This window comes from Luteimonas huabeiensis HB2, from assembly GCF_000559025.1.
GTDB lineage: Bacteria > Pseudomonadota > Gammaproteobacteria > Xanthomonadales > Xanthomonadaceae > Luteimonas > Luteimonas huabeiensis.
Window position 1 is genome coordinate 142,600 of sequence record NZ_JAAN01000026.1, and the last position, 17,851, is coordinate 160,450.

The following is a 17,851-nucleotide window of genomic DNA, read 5'->3' on the forward strand; positions in this document are numbered from 1 at the left end:
CGGCTTCAGCCCGCGGCCGGCGCCGTGGCGCGGTCCAGTCCTTCGCGCAGCGGCGCGAGGAACGCCCGCGCGCGCGCGGCGGCCTCGTCCGCGCTGGCGGCGCCCTCGAGCGCCGCGACCAGCGCGCTGCCGACCACGACGCCGTCGGCGGCCTGCGCCATCGCCACCGCGCCGGCGGCGTCGCGGATGCCGAAGCCCGCCACCACGGGCACCTTCGCGCGCTCGCGCAGCGCGCCCAGGCGCTCGCCCGCGGCCTGCGCGTCCAGGCGCTCGGAGGCCCCGGTCACGCCGGCGAAGCTGACGTAGTACAGATAGCCCTGCGCCTGCTCGCACAGCAGGGCCGCGCGATCGGCGACGGTGGTCGGCGAGGCCAGCAGGATCAGGGCGATGCCGGCGCGCTCGAACGCGGCGCGGAAATCGGCCGCCTCCTCCGGCGGCAGATCGACCAGCAGCACGCCGTCCACCCCGGCCGCGGCGGCGGCGGCGGCGAACGCGTCGGCGCCGCGGATCTCGACCGGGTTGAGGTAGCCCATCAACACCACCGGAGTCGCGGCATCGCGCTCGCGGAAGGCGCGCACCGCGCCGAACACGTGGTCCAGGCCGCCGCCGCGCGCGATCGCGCGCTCGGAGCTGCGCTGGATGGTCGGACCGTCGGCCATCGGGTCGGAGAACGGTACCCCCAGCTCGATCACGTCCGCGCCGGCGGCGACCAGCGCATGCATCACCGGCAGCGTCGCCTCCAGCGAGGGATCGCCGGCGGTGACGAACGGGATCAGGGCCTTGCGGCCTTCGGCGGCAAGGCGGGCGAAGCGAGCATCGAGGCGGTTCATGGGGCCGGAACTCCGGAAGCCGTGACGCGGGAAAGGCAGGAAGCGGCTCGCGGAGCGTTTGAGAGGTTCGCGTTCGCTCCAAGACCGGCCCAACGTGTCCCCTCCAGACGACGCCCGGCGCTTTTCCCGGGTCCCGGGTCCCGGGTCCCGAGTCCCGACTTTCCGCCCCTCATACCTCCACCCCTTCGCGCGCGGCGATGGTGTGCACGTCCTTGTCGCCGCGGCCGGACAGGTTGGCCAGCACCAGCGCGTCGCGGGGCAGTTCGCGGGCGAGCTTGATCGCCTGCGCGATGGCGTGGCTGGATTCGAGCGCGGCCAGGATGCCCTCGGTGCGGGCCAGCAGGTGGAACGCGGCGAGCGCCTCGTCGTCGTCGATGCCGACGTACTCGGCGCGGCCCTGCTCGGCGAGGAAGGCGTGCTCGGGGCCGACGCCGGGGTAGTCCAGGCCGGCGGAGACCGAGTGGGTCTCGACGATCTGGCCGTCGTCGTCGCACAGCACGTAGGTGCGGTTGCCGTGCAGCACGCCGGGGCGGCCGGCGGCGATCGAGGCGGCGTGGCGGCCGCTGGCGATGCCTTCGCCGGCGGCCTCGGCGCCGACGATGCGCACGCCCGGGTCGTTGAGGAAGGCGTGGAACAGGCCGATGGCGTTGCTGCCGCCGCCCACGCAGGCGGTGATCGCATCGGGCAGGCGGCCGTACTCGGCCAGCATCTGCGCGCGCGCCTCGCGGCCGACCACCGCGTTGAAGTCGCGCACCATGCGCGGGTACGGGTCCGGCCCGGCCACGGTGCCGATGATGTAGAAGGTGTCGGCGACGTTGGTCACCCAGTCGCGCATCGCCTCGTTGAGCGCGTCCTTGAGCGTGGCCGAACCGCTGGTCACCGGCACCACCTTCGCGCCGAGCAGCTTCATGCGGTAGACGTTGATCTTCTGCCGCTCGATGTCGGTGGCGCCCATGTACACCACGCATTCCAGGCCCAGCCGCGCGGCGACGGTGGCCGAGGCCACGCCGTGCTGGCCGGCGCCGGTCTCGGCGATGATGCGCGGCTTGCCCATGCGGCTGGCCAGCAGCGCCTGGCCGATGGTGTTGTTGATCTTGTGCGCGCCGGTGTGGTTCAAGTCCTCGCGCTTGAGCAGGATGCGCGCGCCGCCCACCTCGCGGCTGAGCCGCTCGGCCTCGTAGATCGGGCTGGGGCGGCCGACGTAGTGCTTGAGGTCCTTCTCGAACGCGGCGACGAAGGCCGGGTCCACGCGCGCGGCGTCGTAGGCCGCGGCCAGTTCCTGCAGCGGGCCGATCAGGGTCTCGGCGACGAAGCGCCCGCCGAAGCGGCCGAAGTGCCCGCGTGCGTCGGGCCAGGCGTGGAAGTCCAGCGCGCCGTGCGCGTCGTGCGATCCGGCGCTCATGCGCAACCGCCCTCGCACAGTTCCTCGCAGTCGGCGCGGCGCACCTCCTCCACGAACCGGCGCATCAGGTTGCCGTCCTTCAGCCCGGGCTCGCTCTCGATGCCGCTGCTCACGTCCACGCCCCAGGGCAGCACCGCCAGCGCGGCGTCGTAGACGTTGTCCGGGGTCAGTCCGCCGGAGACGAAGTACGGGACGTCGACGCCAGGCTTGAGCCGCTTCCAGTCGAACGCGCGGCCCTCGCCCGGGGCCTCGCCCTTGCCGTGGCTGTCGAACAGGAAGCCGGACGCGCCGGCATAGCGCACCCGCAACGCGATCATGTCGACCACGCCGGTGCCGCTGCCGGCGCCCATGCCGACGGCCTTGATGTAGGGCACGCCGAAGCTGCGGCAGAAGGCGTCTTCCTCGCCGCCGTGGAACTGCAGCAGCGTGGGCCGCACGCGGCGGATCACGTCGCGCACCTCGTCGCTGCCGTTGTCGCGGAACACCGCGACCGTATCGACCAGCGGCGCCAGCGCGTTGCGCATGGCCCGCGCCTCCTCCGGATCGACGCGGCGGCGGCTGTCGTGCGCGAACACGAAGCCGACGGCATCGACGCCGAGCTCTCCGGCCAGGCGCACGTCGCCGGGACGGGTCATCCCGCAGAACTTGATGCGGGTACGGAACAGGGTGCGCTTCACTCGGGGAAGTCTCGTTCGGTGACCTCCGGGGGCAGGCCCCGGCAGGCCGGATACAGCGGTCCCAAAAACAACAGACCCGCCGGAGGGGCCGTGGGCCCGGCGAGAGTGCGGTCGCGCGCGGCCAGGAGTTCGCCGATCCAGGCTTCCGGCCGCTCGCCGGCGCCGACTTCGATCAGCGAGCCGACGATGTTGCGCACCATATGATGCAGGAAAGCGTTGGCCTGCACATCGACCGCGATCTCCGCGCCCTCGCGGCCGACCGCGATGCGCTGCAGGTTGCGGCGCGCGTGCGGGGCCTGGCAATGCACGGTGCGGAAGCTGGAAAAGTCGTGCTCGCCCAAGAGCGCCTGCGCGGCGCGGTGCATCGCCGCCGCGTCCAGCGCGCGCCGCGACCAGGACAGGTACTGCCGCCCCAGCGCCGGGCGCACCGGGCGGTCCAGCAGGCGGTAGCGGTAGCGGCGCGCGCGCGCCGAGAAGCGCGCGTGGAAGTCCTCGGCCACCGGCACGCACCAGCGCACCGCCACCGCTGGCGGCAGGCGCCCGGTGGCGCCCAGCACCCAGCCGCGCGGCTCGCGCAGCGCCTGGGTGTCGAAGTGCACCACCTGGCACTGCGCATGCACTCCGGCATCGGTGCGGCCGGCGCAGACGGTCTCCACCGGCGCGTCGGCGACCGCCGACAGCGCCGCCTCGAGCGCGCCCTGCACGGTCGGCGGGCCGGCCTCGCCGGGCTGGCTGAGCCGCTGCCAGCCGAGGAAATCGGTGCCGTCGTACTCGACGCCGAGGGCGAAACGCATGGGCGGACCATCGATAAGGAAGGCGAGCATCTTAGGGCCTGTCGCGCGTGCGGAGCACGCGCGCGCCGCGGACGTGGCGCAGGCTGAACCGTTCAGAGCGATCGCCCGCCGGCATCGCTGCTCGGGCCCGCGCGCGATGGACATCGCGGCGCAGGCCGCTCGCGCGACGCGCGCCTACCTCGGGGGCGCGGCGTCCAGCCGGCGCAACAGCGCTTCGGCCTCGGCGCGCTCGGGCGCGGATCCGCCGTCGATCGCCTCGCGCAGCAGCGAGCGCGCGGTCTCCGGGTCTCCCAGTTCGACGTAGGCGCGCGCCAGTTCGATCCGCTCGCCGGCGGCGGCGGCGGCATCGCTCGCGTCGGCCGGCGCCTCGTCGACGGCGGCGACCGGGGCCGGCGACGGCGCGAGCCCGGCTTGTGCCGGGGGCGCGGCGGCGGCGGCGCCGTGGGTGATCGGGTCCGCCGCGGCGCGGCCGGAGGCGGCATGCCAGGTCGGCGATGCGGACGGCGACGGCGCGGCCGGTGCCGGCGGATCGGCGACCGGTGCCGAGGACGGGGGCGGCGCGCGGAACGCCGGCGCGCGGTCGGCGCGCCGGCGCAGCAGCCAGGCCACCGCGAGGGCGAGCAGCAACCCGGCGATCCCGCCGCCGATCCACGGCATCGCGCCGCCGCCACCGGCGGGCGCCGCCTCGCGGTTGGAGGTCTCCAGGCGCTGCTGCGCGGCCGCCAGCTCGCCGTCCTTGAGCGCGATCAGTGCCTGCTGCTGGCGCTGCAGCCGCTCCAGCTCGTCGAGCCGCGCCTTCAGCTCCTCGACCTCGGCATCGCGCGCGGCCAGGGTTTCCTGCACCTGTTGAAGTTCCTGTCGAAGCATGTCGCCCTCGCCGCCGGCCGCGATGCCGGACCGTGTCCCTGCCTGCTGCGCGCCGCCGGCCGTCGGCGGCACGATCTCGAGCCGCGCGTCGCGCGCGGCGGTGGCCGTCGGCGCCGCCGCGTCCGGCGCGCCGGCGGCGCCTTCCAGCGGGATCGCGGCCGGCTCCGGTTGCGGCGCCGGCTGCGACAGCTCGCGCCAGCGCGCGACCTGCGCCGCGATCTCGGCGGTCGCCTCGCGCGCGCCCAGCGCGACCGCCTCGTCCCGGCTCGGGATGCGCAGCACGGCGCCTTCGCGCAGCAGGTTGACGTTGCCGCCGATGAAGGCTTCCGGGTTGCTGCGCAGAAGCGCCAGCATCATCTGGTTGACGGTCACGTCGTCGTCCGGTGCGATCCGCTGCACGATCTGGCTCAGCGTGTCGCCGGCCTGCACCGGCCCGTAGAGCCCCGGCGTCGAACGACCGGAGGTCGCCGCCACCGGCACCGGCAGCACCGGCGGTACCGGCGCGGTGGCGGCCGGCGCGGCATCGGCGTCGACGGATGCCGGCCCGGGCGCAGCGGCGTCCACCGCCGCCGGATCGGGCGCGGCACCGGCCGCCGCCTCGCGGACGATGGCGCCGGCGCCCGGCGCCGCCGCGGGTCGCGGCGCCTGGATCGGCGGCTGCGCCGGCGCGGCGACGGTGGCCGGGGCGTCCAGCAGCGCGGAGTACTCGCGCACCAGCCGGCCCTGTCCCCAGTCGACCTCGAGCAGGAAGGTCAGCAGCGGATCGCGCACCGGCGCCAGGGTGGTGACGCGGATGACCGGGCTGCCGCTCGCGTCCAGCGCGACGTTGAACTGCAGGTCCGACACCGCGCCCTGCGGCGGCTCCAGGCCGATGCGGGCGAAGGTCTCGGGCGAGGCCAGGCGCGCGCGCAGCTCGCGCAGTTCGGCCGGGTCGGTGGAGACCACCGGGATCTCCGCCAGCAGCGGCTCGCCGGCCTGCGAACGCACCTGGATCTGGCCCAGGCCGAGCGCGGCCGCCGGACCGGCGGCGAGGCTCAGCGCCAGCAGCAGAAGCGCCGCCGCGGGGCGCACCGCGCGCCCGCGCTCGACGACCGCTCCCAGTCTCCGCCAGACTCCCGGCATGCCACTCCCCTTCATCGGGCCCAGACTCTAGCAGGGTGCCCGGGAACGTACATCCCGCGCCACCGCCGCCGCCCGCTCAGCCGCCGGCGCGCTCGGCCGCGACCAGCTCGGCCAGCTGCACCGCGTTGAGCGCGGCGCCCTTGCGGATGTTGTCGGAGACGATCCACAGGTTCAGACCGCGCGGGTGCGAGATGTCCTCGCGGATGCGGCCCACGTACACCGCGTCGCTGCCGGAGGCGTGGGTGACCGGGGTGGGATAGCCGCCGGCGCGGCGCTCGTCCACCACCACCACGCCCGGCGCGGCCTCCAGCAGCGCGCGCGCGGCCGCGGCGTTGAGCTTGTCGCGGGTCTCGATCGCCACCGCCTCGGCGTGGCCATAGAACACCGGCACCCGCACCGCGGTCGGGTTCACCAGGATCGACGCGTCGCCGAGGATCTTGCGGGTCTCCCAGACCAGCTTCATCTCCTCCTTGGTGAAGCCGTTGTCCTGGAAGTCGTCGATGTGCGGGATCAGGTTGAAGGCGATCTGCACCGGGAAACGCTGCGGATCGGCGCCCTGGAAGTTCAGCAGCGCGCCGGTCTGGCGGCCGAGTTCCTCCAGCGCCGAGCGCCCGGCGCCCGAGACCGACTGGTAGGTGGCCACGTTGATGCGCTCGATGCCGGCCGCGCGATGCAGCGGCGCCAGCGCCACCAGCATCTGCATGGTCGAGCAGTTGGGGTTGGCGACGATGCCGCGCGGGCGCCGGGCCAGCGCCTCCGGATTGACCTCGGACACCACCAGCGGCACGTCGTCGTCGTAGCGGAAGGCCGAGGAGTTGTCGATCACCACCGCGCCGGCGGCGGCGAACTTCGGCGCGTAGGCCTTGGAGACGTCGCCGCCGGCCGAGAACAGGGCGATGTCGATGCCGGCGGGGTCGAAGCTCGCCAGGTCCTGGACCAGGATCTCGTCGTCGCCGAAGGCGACGTGGCCGCCGGCGGAGCGCTCGGAGGCGAGCGCGACGAGTCGGCCGACCGGGAACCTGCGCTCGGCCAGGATGGACAGCATGGTCTCGCCGACGGCGCCAGTGGCGCCGACGACCGCGACGTTGAAGCGACGGGAATCGAGGGACATGGAGGGGTCTCGTGGAAGGGGATGGGAACGGATTCGCGGCGGGACCGTGTTCGGGGAACCTCCCCGCGCCCTGGATCGCGCGTACGAGGCTCCCTACCGTTTCCGGTCGCGGGTTCCGAGGGTCTCGGCGACGGCGTCGGCATTGACCGGGCTCGGCGGCCGCCCGGCGTGCGGGCCCGCGCCCAGGGCCGCGATCAGGTTGTCCACCGCCAGCGCCACCATCGCCCGGCGCGTGGCGAGGCTGGCGCTGCCGATGTGCGGGGTCAGCACCACGTTGTCGAGCGCGAGCAGTTCCGGCCGCACCGCGGGCTCGCCCTCGAATACGTCCAGCCCCGCTGCGGCCAGCCGCCCGGCGGCCAGCGCCTCGGCCAGGGCCAGCTCGTCGACGATGCCGCCGCGGGCGATGTTGACTAGGGTCGCGGTGGGCTTCATCCGCGCCAGCGCGGCGGCATCGACGATGTGGTGGGTGGCCGCCGAGTACGGCAGCACCAGGACCAGGTGATCGGCCTCGGCCAGCAGGCGCTCGAACTCGAGCCAGGTGGCGCCGAGCGCGGCCTCCGCCTCGCCGGGCAGCGGCCTGCGGTTGTGGTAGACCACGCGCATGCCGAAACCATGCGCGCCGCGGCGGGCGATGGCCTGGCCGATCCGGCCCATGCCGAGGATGCCGAGCGTGCTGCCGTGGATGTCGGCGCCGAGCAGGGTCGAGAACGACCATTGCCTCCAGCGGCCGGCGCGCAGCCAGCGCTCGGACTCGCCGATCCGGCGCGCGGCGGCCATCAGCAGCGCGAAACCGAGGTCGGCGGTGGTCTCGGTCAGCACGTCGGGGGTATTGGTCGCCAGCACGCCGGCGGCCGAGAGCGCGTCGATGTCGAGGTTGTTGTAGCCCACGCCGACGTTGGCGATCGCGCGCAGGCGGCTGGCGCCGGCGATCTCGTCGGCGCCGATGCGCTCGTTGAGGGTCACCAGCGCGCCGTCCGCGTCGGCCAGCGCGCGGGCGATGTCGGCCGGGGCGTAGGCGGCGACCGCGCTCGCCGCGCGCACCTCGAAGTGCGCCGCCAGCCGCGCGACGATGTCGTCGAACAGCGGCTGGCTCACCCAGACCCGCGGCCGCGGCTCAGCCATCGGCCTGCCCGGGGATGCGCGGCGCCACCGCGCCGACGTCGCCGCACTGCGCGCGATGGCGCAGCGCCTGGTCCATCAGCACCAGCGCCAGCATCGCCTCGCAGATCGGCGTGGCGCGGATGCCGACGCAGGGGTCGTGGCGGCCGGTGGTGACGATCTCGACCTCGTTGCCGTCGGCGTCCAGGCCCTCGACCGGCAGGCGCAGGCTGGAGGTCGGCTTGAACGCCACCGACACCACCACCTGCTGGCCGGTGCTGATGCCGCCCAGCACGCCGCCGGCGTGGTTGCTGAGGAAGCCCTGCGGCGCCATCGCGTCGCGGTGCTGGCTGCCCTTCTGCGCCACGCTGGCGAAGCCGTCGCCGATGGCCACGCCCTTGACCGCGTTGATCGACATCATCGCCGCGGCCAGCTCGGCGTCGAGCTTGCCGTAGACCGGCTCGCCCCAGCCCGGCGGCACGCCGTCGGCGACCGCGGTCACCTCGGCGCCGACCGAATCGCCGGACTTGCGCAGCGCGTCCATGTAGGCCTCGAGCTGCGGCACCTGCGCCGGGTCGGGCCAGAAGAACGGGTTGTCCTCGACCGCGCTCCAGTCGTGCGCGGCCGGCGCCAGCTCGCCCAGGCGCGAGAGGTGCGCGCGCACCGTCACCCCGTGGCGCTCGCGCAGCCATTTCTTGGCGATCACCGCCGCGGCCACGCGCATGGTGGTCTCGCGCGCCGAGGCGCGCCCGCCGCCGCGCGGATCGCGCACGCCGTACTTCTGCCAGTAGGCGTAGTCGGCGTGGCCCGGGCGGAACTGGCGGGCGATGTTCGCGTAGTCCTTGCTGCGCGCATCGGTGTTGCGGATCAGCAGCGCCACGGGGGTGCCGGTGGTGACGCCCTCGTAGACCCCGGAGAGGATCTCCACCGCGTCGGCCTCGCGGCGCGCGGAGGTGTGGCGGCTCTTGCCGGTGGCGCGGCGCGCCAGGTCGTGGGCGAAATCCTCCGGCGCGATCGCGATGCCGGGCGGGCAGCCGTCGATCACGCAGCCGATCGCCGGCCCGTGCGACTCGCCGAAGGTGGTGACGCGCAGCAGCCGGCCGGTGGTGTTGCTCATGGCCGCCCTAGAACAGCCCGGCCGACGGCGCCGCGCCGGCCTCGCGCTCGGCGGCCAGCCGGGCGATGCGCGCGTTGTGCGCGACCAGGTCGCGGCGCTCGGCCACGAACACGCCCATCTGCCCGACCTTGAACTCCACCCAGGCCAGCGGCAGCTCCGGCAGCAGCCGGTGCACGGCGCGCTCGGCCTCGCCGACCTCGCAGACCAGCAGGCCGTGGTCGGTCAGGTGCAGCGGCGCGTCGCGCAGGATCCGCAGCACCAGGTCCAGCCCGTCGGCGCCGGCGCGCAGGCCGAGCTCCGGCTCGTGGCCGTACTCCGGCGGCAGCGCGTCGGTCTCGTCGTCGGTCACGTAGGGCGGATTGGTCACGATGAGGTCGTAGCGCTCGCCCTGCAGGCCGGAGAACAGGTCCGAGCGCAGCAGGCGCACGTGTCCGGCGCCCAGCCGCTCGCGGTTCTCGGCCGCCAGCGACAGCGCCTCCTCGCTGAGGTCGACCGCGTCCACCCGCCAGTCCGGCCGGTAGTGCGCCATCGCGATCGCGATGCAGCCCGAGCCGGTGCACAGGTCCAGCGCGCGCGTCACCTCGCGCCCGCCCAGCCACGGCTCGAAGCCCGACAGGATCAGCTCGGCGATCGGCGAACGCGGCACCAGCGCGCGGCGGTCGGACTTGAAGCTCAACCCCGCGAACCAGGCCTCGCCGGTGAGATAGGCGGCCGGCACGCGCTCCTCGATGCGGCGCAGGAACAGCCCCAGCACCTCCTCCTTCTCCGCCAGCGTGACCCGCGCCTGGCCGTAGACCGGGCTGAGGTCGTGCGGCAGGTGCAGCGCGTGCAGCGCCAGCTGCGTGGCCTCGTCCAGCGCGTTGTCGTAGCTGTGGCCGAAGGTCAGCCCGGCCGCGTTGAAGCGGCTGGCGCCGTAGCGGATCAGGTCGATGATCGTGTGCAGTTCGTCGGCCATGGAAACGCGCCCGCGGGCGCGGACGGTGCGTAAGGGTGACCGCGAAGTATAAAGCGTGCGGCGGGCTTGCGGCCGCTTCCGGCCGGCGCGCGCACCAAGCGCCGGGTATCATGGCGCCGCCCTCCCCTTCGCGGACGCAGCCCCTTGTTCAACCGCCCCACCCTCGTGATCCTCGTGCTGGCGCTGGCCGGCGGCCTCGGCCTGCTGGCCGCGCAGAAGCTGCTCTCCGACCCGGTACCGGCGGCGCCGCAGACCCGCGCAGTGACCCTGTTCCCGCAGCCGCGCGCGCTGCCGCCGTTCCAGCTGCAGCAGTCCGACGGCACCCAGCTGGTGCCCGGCGAGCTGCACGGCCACTGGACGGTGGTCTTCATCGGCTTCACCCACTGCCCGGACGTGTGCCCGACCACCCTGGCCGAGCTGGCGCGCGCGCAGGCGCAGTGGGAGGACCTGCCCGATGCGGTGCGCCCGCGCGTGCTGTTCGTCTCGGTGGACCCCGAGCGCGACACGCCCGACCGCATCGGCGAGTACGCCGCCGCCTTCCACCGCGACAGCCTCGCCGCCACCGCCGACATCCCCGCGCTGGAAGCCTTCGCGCGCTCGCTGTCGCTGGTGTTCATGAAGGTGCCGCCGCCCGAGGGCTATCCCGAGCACCAGTACAGCATCGACCATTCCGCCGCGCTGGCGGTGCTCGATCCGCAGGCGCGCATGGCCGGGGTGATCCAGCCGCCGTTCGACCCCGACGCGATCGCCGCCGACCTGCGCATGCTGACCGAGGCCCGCTGAGGCCCATGGACCCGATCACCCGCCTCAGCTACGTGCTGCCGCACCGCTGGCTGTCCGCGCTCGCGCGGCGGCTGGCCTATTCGGAAAACCCGCGGGTCCGGCGCTGGCTGATCGACACCGTGGTGCGGCGCTTCGGCGTGGATCTGACCGAGGCCGCGGAACCGGACGCCGGCGCCTACGCCAGCTTCAACGCCTTCTTCACCCGCGCCCTGCGCGCGGACGTGCGCGTGGCCGATCCCGATCCGCGCGCGCTGCTGGTGCCGGCCGACGGCCGCGTCAGCCAGTGCGGGACGATCGGCCACCCCGACGAGCGCGGGCGCATCTTCCAGGCCAAGGGCCGCTCGTTCACCGCCGCCGAGCTGCTGGGCGACGCCGCCGACGCCGAGGCCTTCGACGGTGGCGCCTTCGCCACCATCTACCTCTCCCCGCGCGACTACCACCGCGTGCACATGCCCTGGACCGGCCGCCTGCGCGAAACCGTGCACGTGCCGGGCCGGCTGTTCAGCGTGGGTCCGTCGGCGGTATCGGCGGTGCCGCGGCTGTTCGCGCGCAACGAGCGCCTGGTCTGCCATTTCGACACCGACTTCGGCCCGATGGCGGTGGTGATGGTCGGGGCGATGCTGGTCTCCGGCGTGGAGACGGTGTGGAGCGGCGTGGAGATCCCGAAGTACGCGCGCCGCGTGACCCGCCGCGACTGGCGCGCGCGCGGCATCGTGCTGGAGCGCTTCGCCGAGATGGCGCGCTTCAACTACGGCTCCACGGTGATCGTGCTGCTGCCGCCGGGCGTGGCCGAGCTGTCGCCCGCGCTGGGCCCGGAATCGCCGGTGCGGGTCGGCCAGGCGCTGGCGCGGCTGCGCGCCCCGGCCGCGCGGCCGGCGTCCTGACGCGCTAGGCTGCATCGACATTCAGCGCGCGAAAGGCCCGCTGTTGGAGGCGCGCTGTCTCTGGCCTGCCCCCGCAAGCGGGGAGCATCCTGTTTTTCCCTTCCCCCGCAAGCGGGGAGCATCCTGATTTCCCTTCCCCCGCAAGCGGGGGAAGGTGCCGAAGGCGGATGGGGGGCACGCCGCAGGCGTGCAAAATGAGCCCGCTCGCGGGAGAAGGGACGGCATGGGCCCGCTTGCGGGAGAAGGGACGGCATGGGCCCGCTTGCGAGAGAGGGAACGCGATACGCGCTAGCCGATCAGGCGGATGCTCAGCGGGTAGCGGTACGGCTCGCCGTTGAAGGCCTTGACCGCGGCGATCACGCTGAACACCAGCCACAGCAGCGCGATGATGCCGGCCGCCGCCAGCAGCGCCAGGCCCGCGGGCAGGGTCAGGATCGCGCCCAGGCCCAGGGTCAGCACCGTGGCCCCGACCAGGGCGACGCCGATCGCGCAGGCGACCAGCGCGTAGATCAGCATGCTGAGGTTGAAGTTGAGCGCCTCGCGGGCGTGCTCGGCGACGAAGGGCGAGTCGTCGCGCTTGAGCAGCCAGACGATGCCCGCACCGACCACTCCGGCGACGCCGGCCAGCCAGCTCGTGAGCAGGGCCAGCACCAGCGCGGCCAGGTGCGCCGCGGCGGCCCAGCTGCGCTCGCCGGACGTCGGGGCGTTGAAGGCTTCGGTACTCGACATGGTCGTATCTCCGGCGGCGCGGACATCGCGCCTTGTCCGCATCATGGGTCCGCACGCAGCGCGGGCCAACCCAACCGATGGCACCCCGGCCGGGTCAGTCAGCGGCCTGCGCACCCCAGGGACGGGCGGCCGCGTCGCTGCCCGGCCAGCGGATCTGGTCGAGCTTCCAGCGCCCGGACGGAAGCGCCACCAGGGCCAGCGTCAGCTCGGGGGCGCCGGGCGTGCGCAGCACGGCGGTGGCGTGGCGGCCGTCGATGCGGGCGGGTTCGGCGCGGGTGGCCGGCGACAGGGCGAAGGGCAGCGCGCCCAGCGCCGCGGCGCGCAGGAGCAACGCGTCGAAGCGGAGGCCGAGGTCGGTGCCGTACTCGTTGAAGGGCGTGACGTCCGCTGCGACCTCGCCGTCGCTGCGCGGCGCCGCCAGCCACGGCAGCGTCCCGTCCAGTTCGCGCAGCCCCAGTCCGGGCGTCAGCGCCTCGAAGCGCAACCCCTCGATCGCGCCCGTCGCGCCCCACTCCGCATCCGGCGACAGCAGGTGGTGGACGCTCAGGTAGTCGCGCCGCGTCCAGGCCCGGACGAAGGCGCGCACGGTGGCGTCCGGCGACGACATGTCCAGCGCTTCGTAGAACGTCCGCAGCCGGCCGGCGTCCTCCGGCGGCGCGGGCGCCGCCTCCGCGCCGCGCGCCGGTCCGGCCGCGCCGTCCCAGGGGCGGGCGGTGTCGCCGCTGCCCGGCCAGCGGACCCGGTCCACCTTCCAGCGCCCGGAAGGCTGGCGCAGGATCGACAGCGTCAGCGTGTCCGCACCGGGCGTGTGCAGCGCGACGAGCGCCTGCGCGCCATCGGCCTGCCCTGCCTCGACCTGCGTCTGCGCGGTGATCGCGAAGGGCAGCTTGCCGCGCGCGGCCGCCTGCCGCAGCAGCGCGTCGAAGCGCCGGGTGGGATCGCCATCGAACTCGCCGTTGGGCGAAGCGCCGGCCAGCACCTCCTCGACGGTCTTGCCGGAGGTCCGGTAGAGCGGCGAGTCGCGCGCATCGGCCTCGTCGAAGCCGGGCACCAGCCGGTTCGGCTCGTAGCCTTCGATGGCGCGTGCGACGTCGTGCTCGCTCTGCGGCGACAGCAGCAGGTAGACCGTCATGAAGTCCTGCGCCGCCCAGGCCTGCGCGAAGCGCCGCGCGCTCGCCTCCGCCGAGGACATGTCGAGCGACTCGTAGTAGGTCCGCGCCGCCGGTGCGGACTCCTCGGCGGACGCGGGCGCGGCCAGGGCCGCGGCGACGAGAACGCAGGCCGCGGCGAACCGCGCCACGCCCGCAAGCGCGAAGACGCGGCGAGGCGGCAGGCGCCCGGGCGGGCGCCGCGGCCCCCCGTCGCGCCCCGGCATCGCGAGACGCGACGGCCTGCGGGCCCGGCGCATCACTTCACCAGGCGGATCGCGAACGGATAGCGGTAGGCGATGCCGTCGTTGGCCTTGACCGCGGCGACGATGATGAACACCAGGGCCACCAGGCCGAGGATCGCCATCAGCGGGCCGACGAGCAGGAAGCCGATGCCCAGGGTCAGCACGCCGATCAGGAACAGCACGACCATGATCGCGGCGACGGTGATGTTGAAGTTCAGCGCTTCCTTCGCCTGGTCGTCGACGAACGGCATGGTCTCGCGCTTGAGCAACCAGATCAGCAGCGGGCCGAGCACGCAGCCGACGCTGGCGCCCCAGCCGGCGGTGAGCAGGCCGCCCAGCAGCGCCGACAGGTGGGCGAACATCGCCCACTGCCGCTGCTCGGCGCTGACGCCGTTCCTGTCGGCGGACACGGGGGGGGCGGGTTCGTAGGGCTCGGTCATCGCGCGTCTCCTGGGGTCGGCGCCGGACGGCGCCCGCGCCATCCTACGTCAACCGGTACCGGCCACGGTCATCCGCTCGACCAGGATCGGGCCGGTGCGGATGTGCGAGCGCGGATCGACCTCGCTTCCCACCGCGCGGATGCCGGCGAACATGTCGCGCAGGCGCCCGGCGATGGTGATGCCGTCCACCGGGTAGGCGACCTCGCCGTTCTCCACCCAGAAGCCGGATGCGCCGCGCGAGTAGTCGCCGGTGACCGCGTTGACGCCCTGCCCCATCAGCTCGGTCACCAGCAGGCCGCGGCCCATGTCGCGCGCCATCGAGGCCAGGTCGCCCGCGTTGGCCGGGATCTCGAGGTTGTGCACGCCGCCGGCGTTGCCGGTGGTCTGCAGCCCGAGCTTGCGCGCCGAATAGCTGCCCAGCACGTAGCGCTGCAGCACGCCCCCTTCCACCAGCGCCGACTCCCGCGTGGCCACGCCCTCGTCGTCGAAGGCCGCCGAGCGCAGGCCGCGCATCAGGAACGGCCGCTCGTGGATCGAGAACCAGTCCGGGAACAGGCGCTCGCCGACGCTGTCGAGCAGGAAGCTGGCCCGCCGGTACTGCGCGCTGCCGGAGACCGCGCCCAGCAGGTGCCCGATCAGCGAGCGCGCGGTCTCGACGGAAAACAGCACCGGCCACTCGCCGGTCGGCACGGTACGCGGGTCCAGCCGCGCCAGCGCGCGCTCGGCCGCCTTGCGCCCCACGGCCTCGGGCGACTCCAGGTCCTCGCGCGCGAGCGCCAGCGTGTACCAGCCGTCGCGCTGCATCGCCTCGCCCTCGCCGGCGATCAGCGCGCAGCCGAGGCTGTGATGGGTATCGCGGCTGGCGCCGAGGAAGCCGTGCGAGTTGGCGTACACGCCCAGCGACTGCCCGCTGCCGAGCGAGGCGCCGTCGGAATTGGCGATGCGCGCGTCGGCGTCGCGGCCGGCGGCCTCGCAGGCCAGCGCCAGTTCGACCGCGGTGTCCGCGTCCAGCGCCCAGGGGTGCCAGCTGTCGAACTCGCGCAGGTCGGTGGCCATCAGCGCCGCGTCGGCCAGGCCGGCGGCCGGGTCCTCCTCGGTGTAGCGGGCGATCGCGCAGGCCTGCTCGACGGTGGCCTCCAGGCTGCCGGCGCGCAGGTCGGCGGTGCTGGCGCTGCCCTTGCGGCGGCCGAAGTAGACCGTGACCGCGACGCCGCGGTCGTGCGAGGCCTCCACCGTCTCCACCTCGCCCAGGCGCACGCCGACATTGAGTCCGCGCTCCTCGGAACAGGCCACCTCGGCATGGTCGGCGCCGCGCGCGCGGCACAGGGCGAGCGCGCGCCGCGCCACCTCGGCGAGCTGGTCCAGGCGCGCGGCGGCGTCGGCATCGGAAGCGGAAACCGGATCGGCAACGGCGGGGTTCGGGGTCAATGGCTTATCCTGCACGAATGGGGTCCGGGGCGGCCGGCGGCATGCGCCGCGGCGCGCGCGGACCGTGGACAATGCGCCGGCGCCAGGCCGGCCGAGGAAGGCAACGCATGCGCGGCATCGACGAAGACACCGGCGAATATCTCTCGCCCAGCCGCAGCCAGCAGCGGCGCGAGGCGCTGGAGGTGCTGGCGCTGGGCGAACGGCTGGCGGGGCTGAGCCCGGCGCAGCTCGGGCGGCTGCCGGTGCCCGAGCGGCTGCTGCCGCACATCGCCGAGGCGCGCCGCATCACCTCGCACATCGCGCGCAAGCGCCAGCTGGCCTACCTGGCCAAGCAGATGCGCCGCGAGGACGACCAGACCCTGGAGGCGATCCGCGACGCGCTCGACGCCGGCGGCGAGGCCGCGCGCCAGGAGACCGCGCTGCTGCACCGCGCCGAGCAGTGGCGCGAGCGGCTGATCGCCGAGGGCGACGCCGCGCTGTCGGCGCTGCTCGACGCGCACCCGGGCGCAGACCGCCAGCACCTGCGCCAGCTGGCGCGCAACGCCGCGCAGGAACGCGCGCGCGACAAGCCGCCGCATGCGCAGCGGGAACTGTTCCGCGCGCTGCGCGAGACGCTGGTTCAGGGGCCAGAGGCCGCAGAGTAAAAGCGGAGACCGCCCTCCAAGCGGGATCGCCACGTGCGCTTTTCCCTGACCTCCGGCCCCTGGCCTCCGGCCTCTGGCTCCCGCCCTCACGCCTTCGTCCCGCCCACCGTCAGCCCGTCGATCAGCAGCGAGGGCTGGCCGACGCCCACCGGCACGCTCTGCCCGTCCTTGCCGCAGATGCCCACGCCCTCGTCGAGGGCGAGATCGTGGCCGATCCGGGTCACCTTGCGCATGGTCTCGGGGCCGTTGCCGATCAGGGTGGCGCCCTTGACCGGCGCGGTGATGCGGCCGTCCTCGATCAGGTAGGCCTCGGTGGCCGAGAACACGTACTTGCCGCTGGTGATGTCGACCTGCCCGCCGCCGAAGTTGACCGCGTACAGGCCGCGCTTGACCGAGCGGATCATGTCCTCGGGATCGTCCTGGCCGGCGAGCATGTAGGTGTTGGTCATGCGCGGCATGACCAGGTGCGAGAACGATTCGCGGCGGCCGTTGCCGGTGGGCGCCACGCCCATCAGGCGGGCGTTGTGGGTGTCCTGCATGTAGCCGGCGAGCACGCCGTCCTCGATCAGGGTGGTGCAGCGGGTAGGCGTGCCCTCGTCGTCGACGTCGAGCGAGCCGCGCCGGCCCGGCAGGGTGCCGTCGTCGACGATGGTGACGCCCCGCGCCGCGACCCGCTCGCCGATGCGGCCGGCGTAGGTACTGGTGCCCTTGCGGTTGAAATCGCCCTCCAGGCCGTGGCCCACCGCCTCGTGCAGCAGCACCCCGGGCCAGCCGGGGCCGAGCACCACCGGCATCACCCCGGCCGGCGCGTCCACCGCCTCCAGGTTCACCAGCGCCTGCCGCAGCGCCTCGCGGGCGAAGCGCTCGGGCTTGCCGTCGGCCAGCAGCGCGTCGTAGCCGTAGCGGCCGCCGTAGCCGGCGTAGCCGGACTCGCGGCGGCCGTCCTGCTCCACGATCACCTGCACGTTGAACCGCACCAGCGGCCGCACGTCGCCGGCCATCACCCCGTCGGAACGCACGACCAGCACGGTATCGACGTTGCCCGACAGGCTCACCATCACCTGCTTCACCCGCGGATCGGCCTCGCGCAGCAGGCGGTCCACGCGCCGCAGCGCCTCGACCTTGGCCGCGCTGTCCAGGCCCTCGACGGGATCGATCGCCGGGTACAGGCGCGCGCGCGCCGGCCGGCCGGCATCGGCGCGCTGCGGCGCCAGCGCGCGGCCGTCGCGCGAGATCGCGCGCGCCGAGGCCGAGGCCGCCAGCAGCGCCTCGGGATCCAGGTCGTCGGAATAGGCGAAGCCGGTCTTCTCGCCGGCGATCGCGCGCACGCCCACGCCCTGCTCGATCGAATGGGTGCCGTCCTTGACGATGCCGTCCTCCATGCTCCAGCCCTCGCGGCGCGAATGCTGGAAGTAGAGATCGCCGAAATCGATGCCGGGCCCGAGCAGGGCGGAGAACGCGCGGTCGAGCTGGCGGTCGTCGAGGCCGGCGGGCGACAGCAGCCGGGATTGGGCGATAACGAGCGGGGAATCGGTCATCCGCGCAGGATGGGGGCGCGTCGCGGAGCGCGCAAGGCG

The 17,851-nt window shown here is 74.2% G+C and carries 17 protein-coding genes; 3 read left to right on the top strand and 14 right to left on the bottom strand.

From position 1 onward, the window contains the following. Positions 1-5 precede the first annotated feature (5 nt). The 9 genes from trpA to prmB form a co-directional block, all read right to left on the bottom strand. Positions 6-830 carry a tryptophan synthase subunit alpha gene (trpA, locus tag Z164_RS0111465; RefSeq protein ID WP_024890839.1) on the bottom strand — a complete coding sequence of 275 codons (825 nt, stop codon included), beginning with the start codon at positions 828-830 and terminating at the stop codon, positions 6-8. Between the two features lie 169 nt (positions 831-999). Next, positions 1,000-2,232: a tryptophan synthase subunit beta gene (trpB, locus tag Z164_RS0111470; protein ID WP_024890840.1), complete on the bottom strand. Its 1,233-nt coding sequence runs from the start codon at positions 2,230-2,232 to the stop codon at positions 1,000-1,002. After that, positions 2,229-2,909, bottom strand: coding sequence for a phosphoribosylanthranilate isomerase (locus tag Z164_RS0111475; protein ID WP_024890841.1), 681 nt, complete (start codon positions 2,907-2,909; stop codon positions 2,229-2,231). Before Z164_RS0111475 ends, trpB begins: the two co-directional genes overlap by 4 nt. Beyond that, a complete protein-coding gene (truA, locus tag Z164_RS0111480; protein WP_024890842.1) occupies positions 2,906-3,703 on the bottom strand; it encodes a tRNA pseudouridine(38-40) synthase TruA in 798 nt (265 codons plus the stop codon). Before truA ends, Z164_RS0111475 begins: the two co-directional genes overlap by 4 nt. A gap of 174 nt (positions 3,704-3,877) precedes the next feature. Beyond that, entirely contained in the window at positions 3,878-5,692 is a 1,815-nt protein-coding gene (locus tag Z164_RS0111485) for a motility hub landmark protein FimV (RefSeq protein ID WP_081770156.1), read from the bottom strand. A 76-nt stretch (positions 5,693-5,768) separates the two neighbouring features. Next, entirely contained in the window at positions 5,769-6,803 is a 1,035-nt protein-coding gene (locus Z164_RS20445; protein ID WP_043689868.1) for an aspartate-semialdehyde dehydrogenase, read from the bottom strand. 93 nt (positions 6,804-6,896) lie between these two features. Next, positions 6,897-7,925, bottom strand: coding sequence for a 2-hydroxyacid dehydrogenase (locus Z164_RS20450; RefSeq protein WP_043689869.1), 1,029 nt, complete (start codon positions 7,923-7,925; stop codon positions 6,897-6,899). After that, positions 7,918-9,018 carry a chorismate synthase gene (gene aroC, locus Z164_RS0111500; protein ID WP_024890844.1) on the bottom strand — a complete coding sequence of 367 codons (1,101 nt, stop codon included), beginning with the start codon at positions 9,016-9,018 and terminating at the stop codon, positions 7,918-7,920. The genes Z164_RS20450 and aroC overlap by 8 nt, the downstream gene beginning before the upstream one ends. Before the next feature lie 7 nt (positions 9,019-9,025). Next, positions 9,026-9,973 (bottom strand): 50S ribosomal protein L3 N(5)-glutamine methyltransferase, encoded by a 948-nt coding sequence (gene prmB / locus Z164_RS0111505; protein ID WP_024890845.1) that lies wholly within the window; start codon positions 9,971-9,973, stop codon positions 9,026-9,028. A gap of 144 nt (positions 9,974-10,117) precedes the next feature. Here prmB and Z164_RS0111510 point away from each other — a divergent pair, with 144 nt between their 5' ends. Together Z164_RS0111510 and asd are read left to right on the top strand one after the other, a co-directional pair. Continuing rightward, positions 10,118-10,756 carry an SCO family protein gene (locus Z164_RS0111510; protein WP_024890846.1) on the top strand — a complete coding sequence of 213 codons (639 nt, stop codon included), beginning with the start codon at positions 10,118-10,120 and terminating at the stop codon, positions 10,754-10,756. 5 nt (positions 10,757-10,761) lie between these two features. Continuing rightward, entirely contained in the window at positions 10,762-11,640 is an 879-nt protein-coding gene (gene asd, locus Z164_RS0111515) for an archaetidylserine decarboxylase (protein ID WP_024890847.1), read from the top strand. A gap of 288 nt (positions 11,641-11,928) precedes the next feature. On the opposite strand, the gene Z164_RS0111520 is transcribed toward asd, so the two are convergent. The 4 genes from Z164_RS0111520 to pmbA form a co-directional block, all read right to left on the bottom strand. Further along, the gene (locus Z164_RS0111520; RefSeq protein ID WP_024890848.1) at positions 11,929-12,369 is read right to left on the bottom strand and encodes a DUF4870 domain-containing protein; all 441 of its coding nucleotides are present in this window, start codon (positions 12,367-12,369) and stop codon (positions 11,929-11,931) included. A 94-nt stretch (positions 12,370-12,463) separates the two neighbouring features. Further along, a complete protein-coding gene (locus Z164_RS0111525) occupies positions 12,464-13,669 on the bottom strand; it encodes a hypothetical protein (RefSeq protein WP_152540928.1) in 1,206 nt (401 codons plus the stop codon). A gap of 107 nt (positions 13,670-13,776) precedes the next feature. Next, a complete protein-coding gene (locus Z164_RS0111530) occupies positions 13,777-14,124 on the bottom strand; it encodes a DUF4870 domain-containing protein (RefSeq protein ID WP_024890850.1) in 348 nt (115 codons plus the stop codon). Positions 14,125-14,250: 126 nt separating this feature from the next. Next, entirely contained in the window at positions 14,251-15,630 is a 1,380-nt protein-coding gene (gene pmbA, locus Z164_RS0111535) for a metalloprotease PmbA (RefSeq protein ID WP_024890851.1), read from the bottom strand. 107 nt (positions 15,631-15,737) lie between these two features. Here pmbA and yjgA point away from each other — a divergent pair, with 107 nt between their 5' ends. Beyond that, complete coding sequence (gene yjgA, locus Z164_RS0111540; protein WP_024890852.1) at positions 15,738-16,274, top strand: ribosome biogenesis factor YjgA; 537 nt, start codon at positions 15,738-15,740, stop codon at positions 16,272-16,274. Between the two features lie 86 nt (positions 16,275-16,360). Here the strand turns inward: yjgA and tldD are convergent, their stop codons facing one another. Beyond that, positions 16,361-17,812 (bottom strand): metalloprotease TldD, encoded by a 1,452-nt coding sequence (tldD, locus tag Z164_RS0111545; protein ID WP_024890853.1) that lies wholly within the window; start codon positions 17,810-17,812, stop codon positions 16,361-16,363. Between the last annotated feature and the right edge of the window lie 39 nt (positions 17,813-17,851).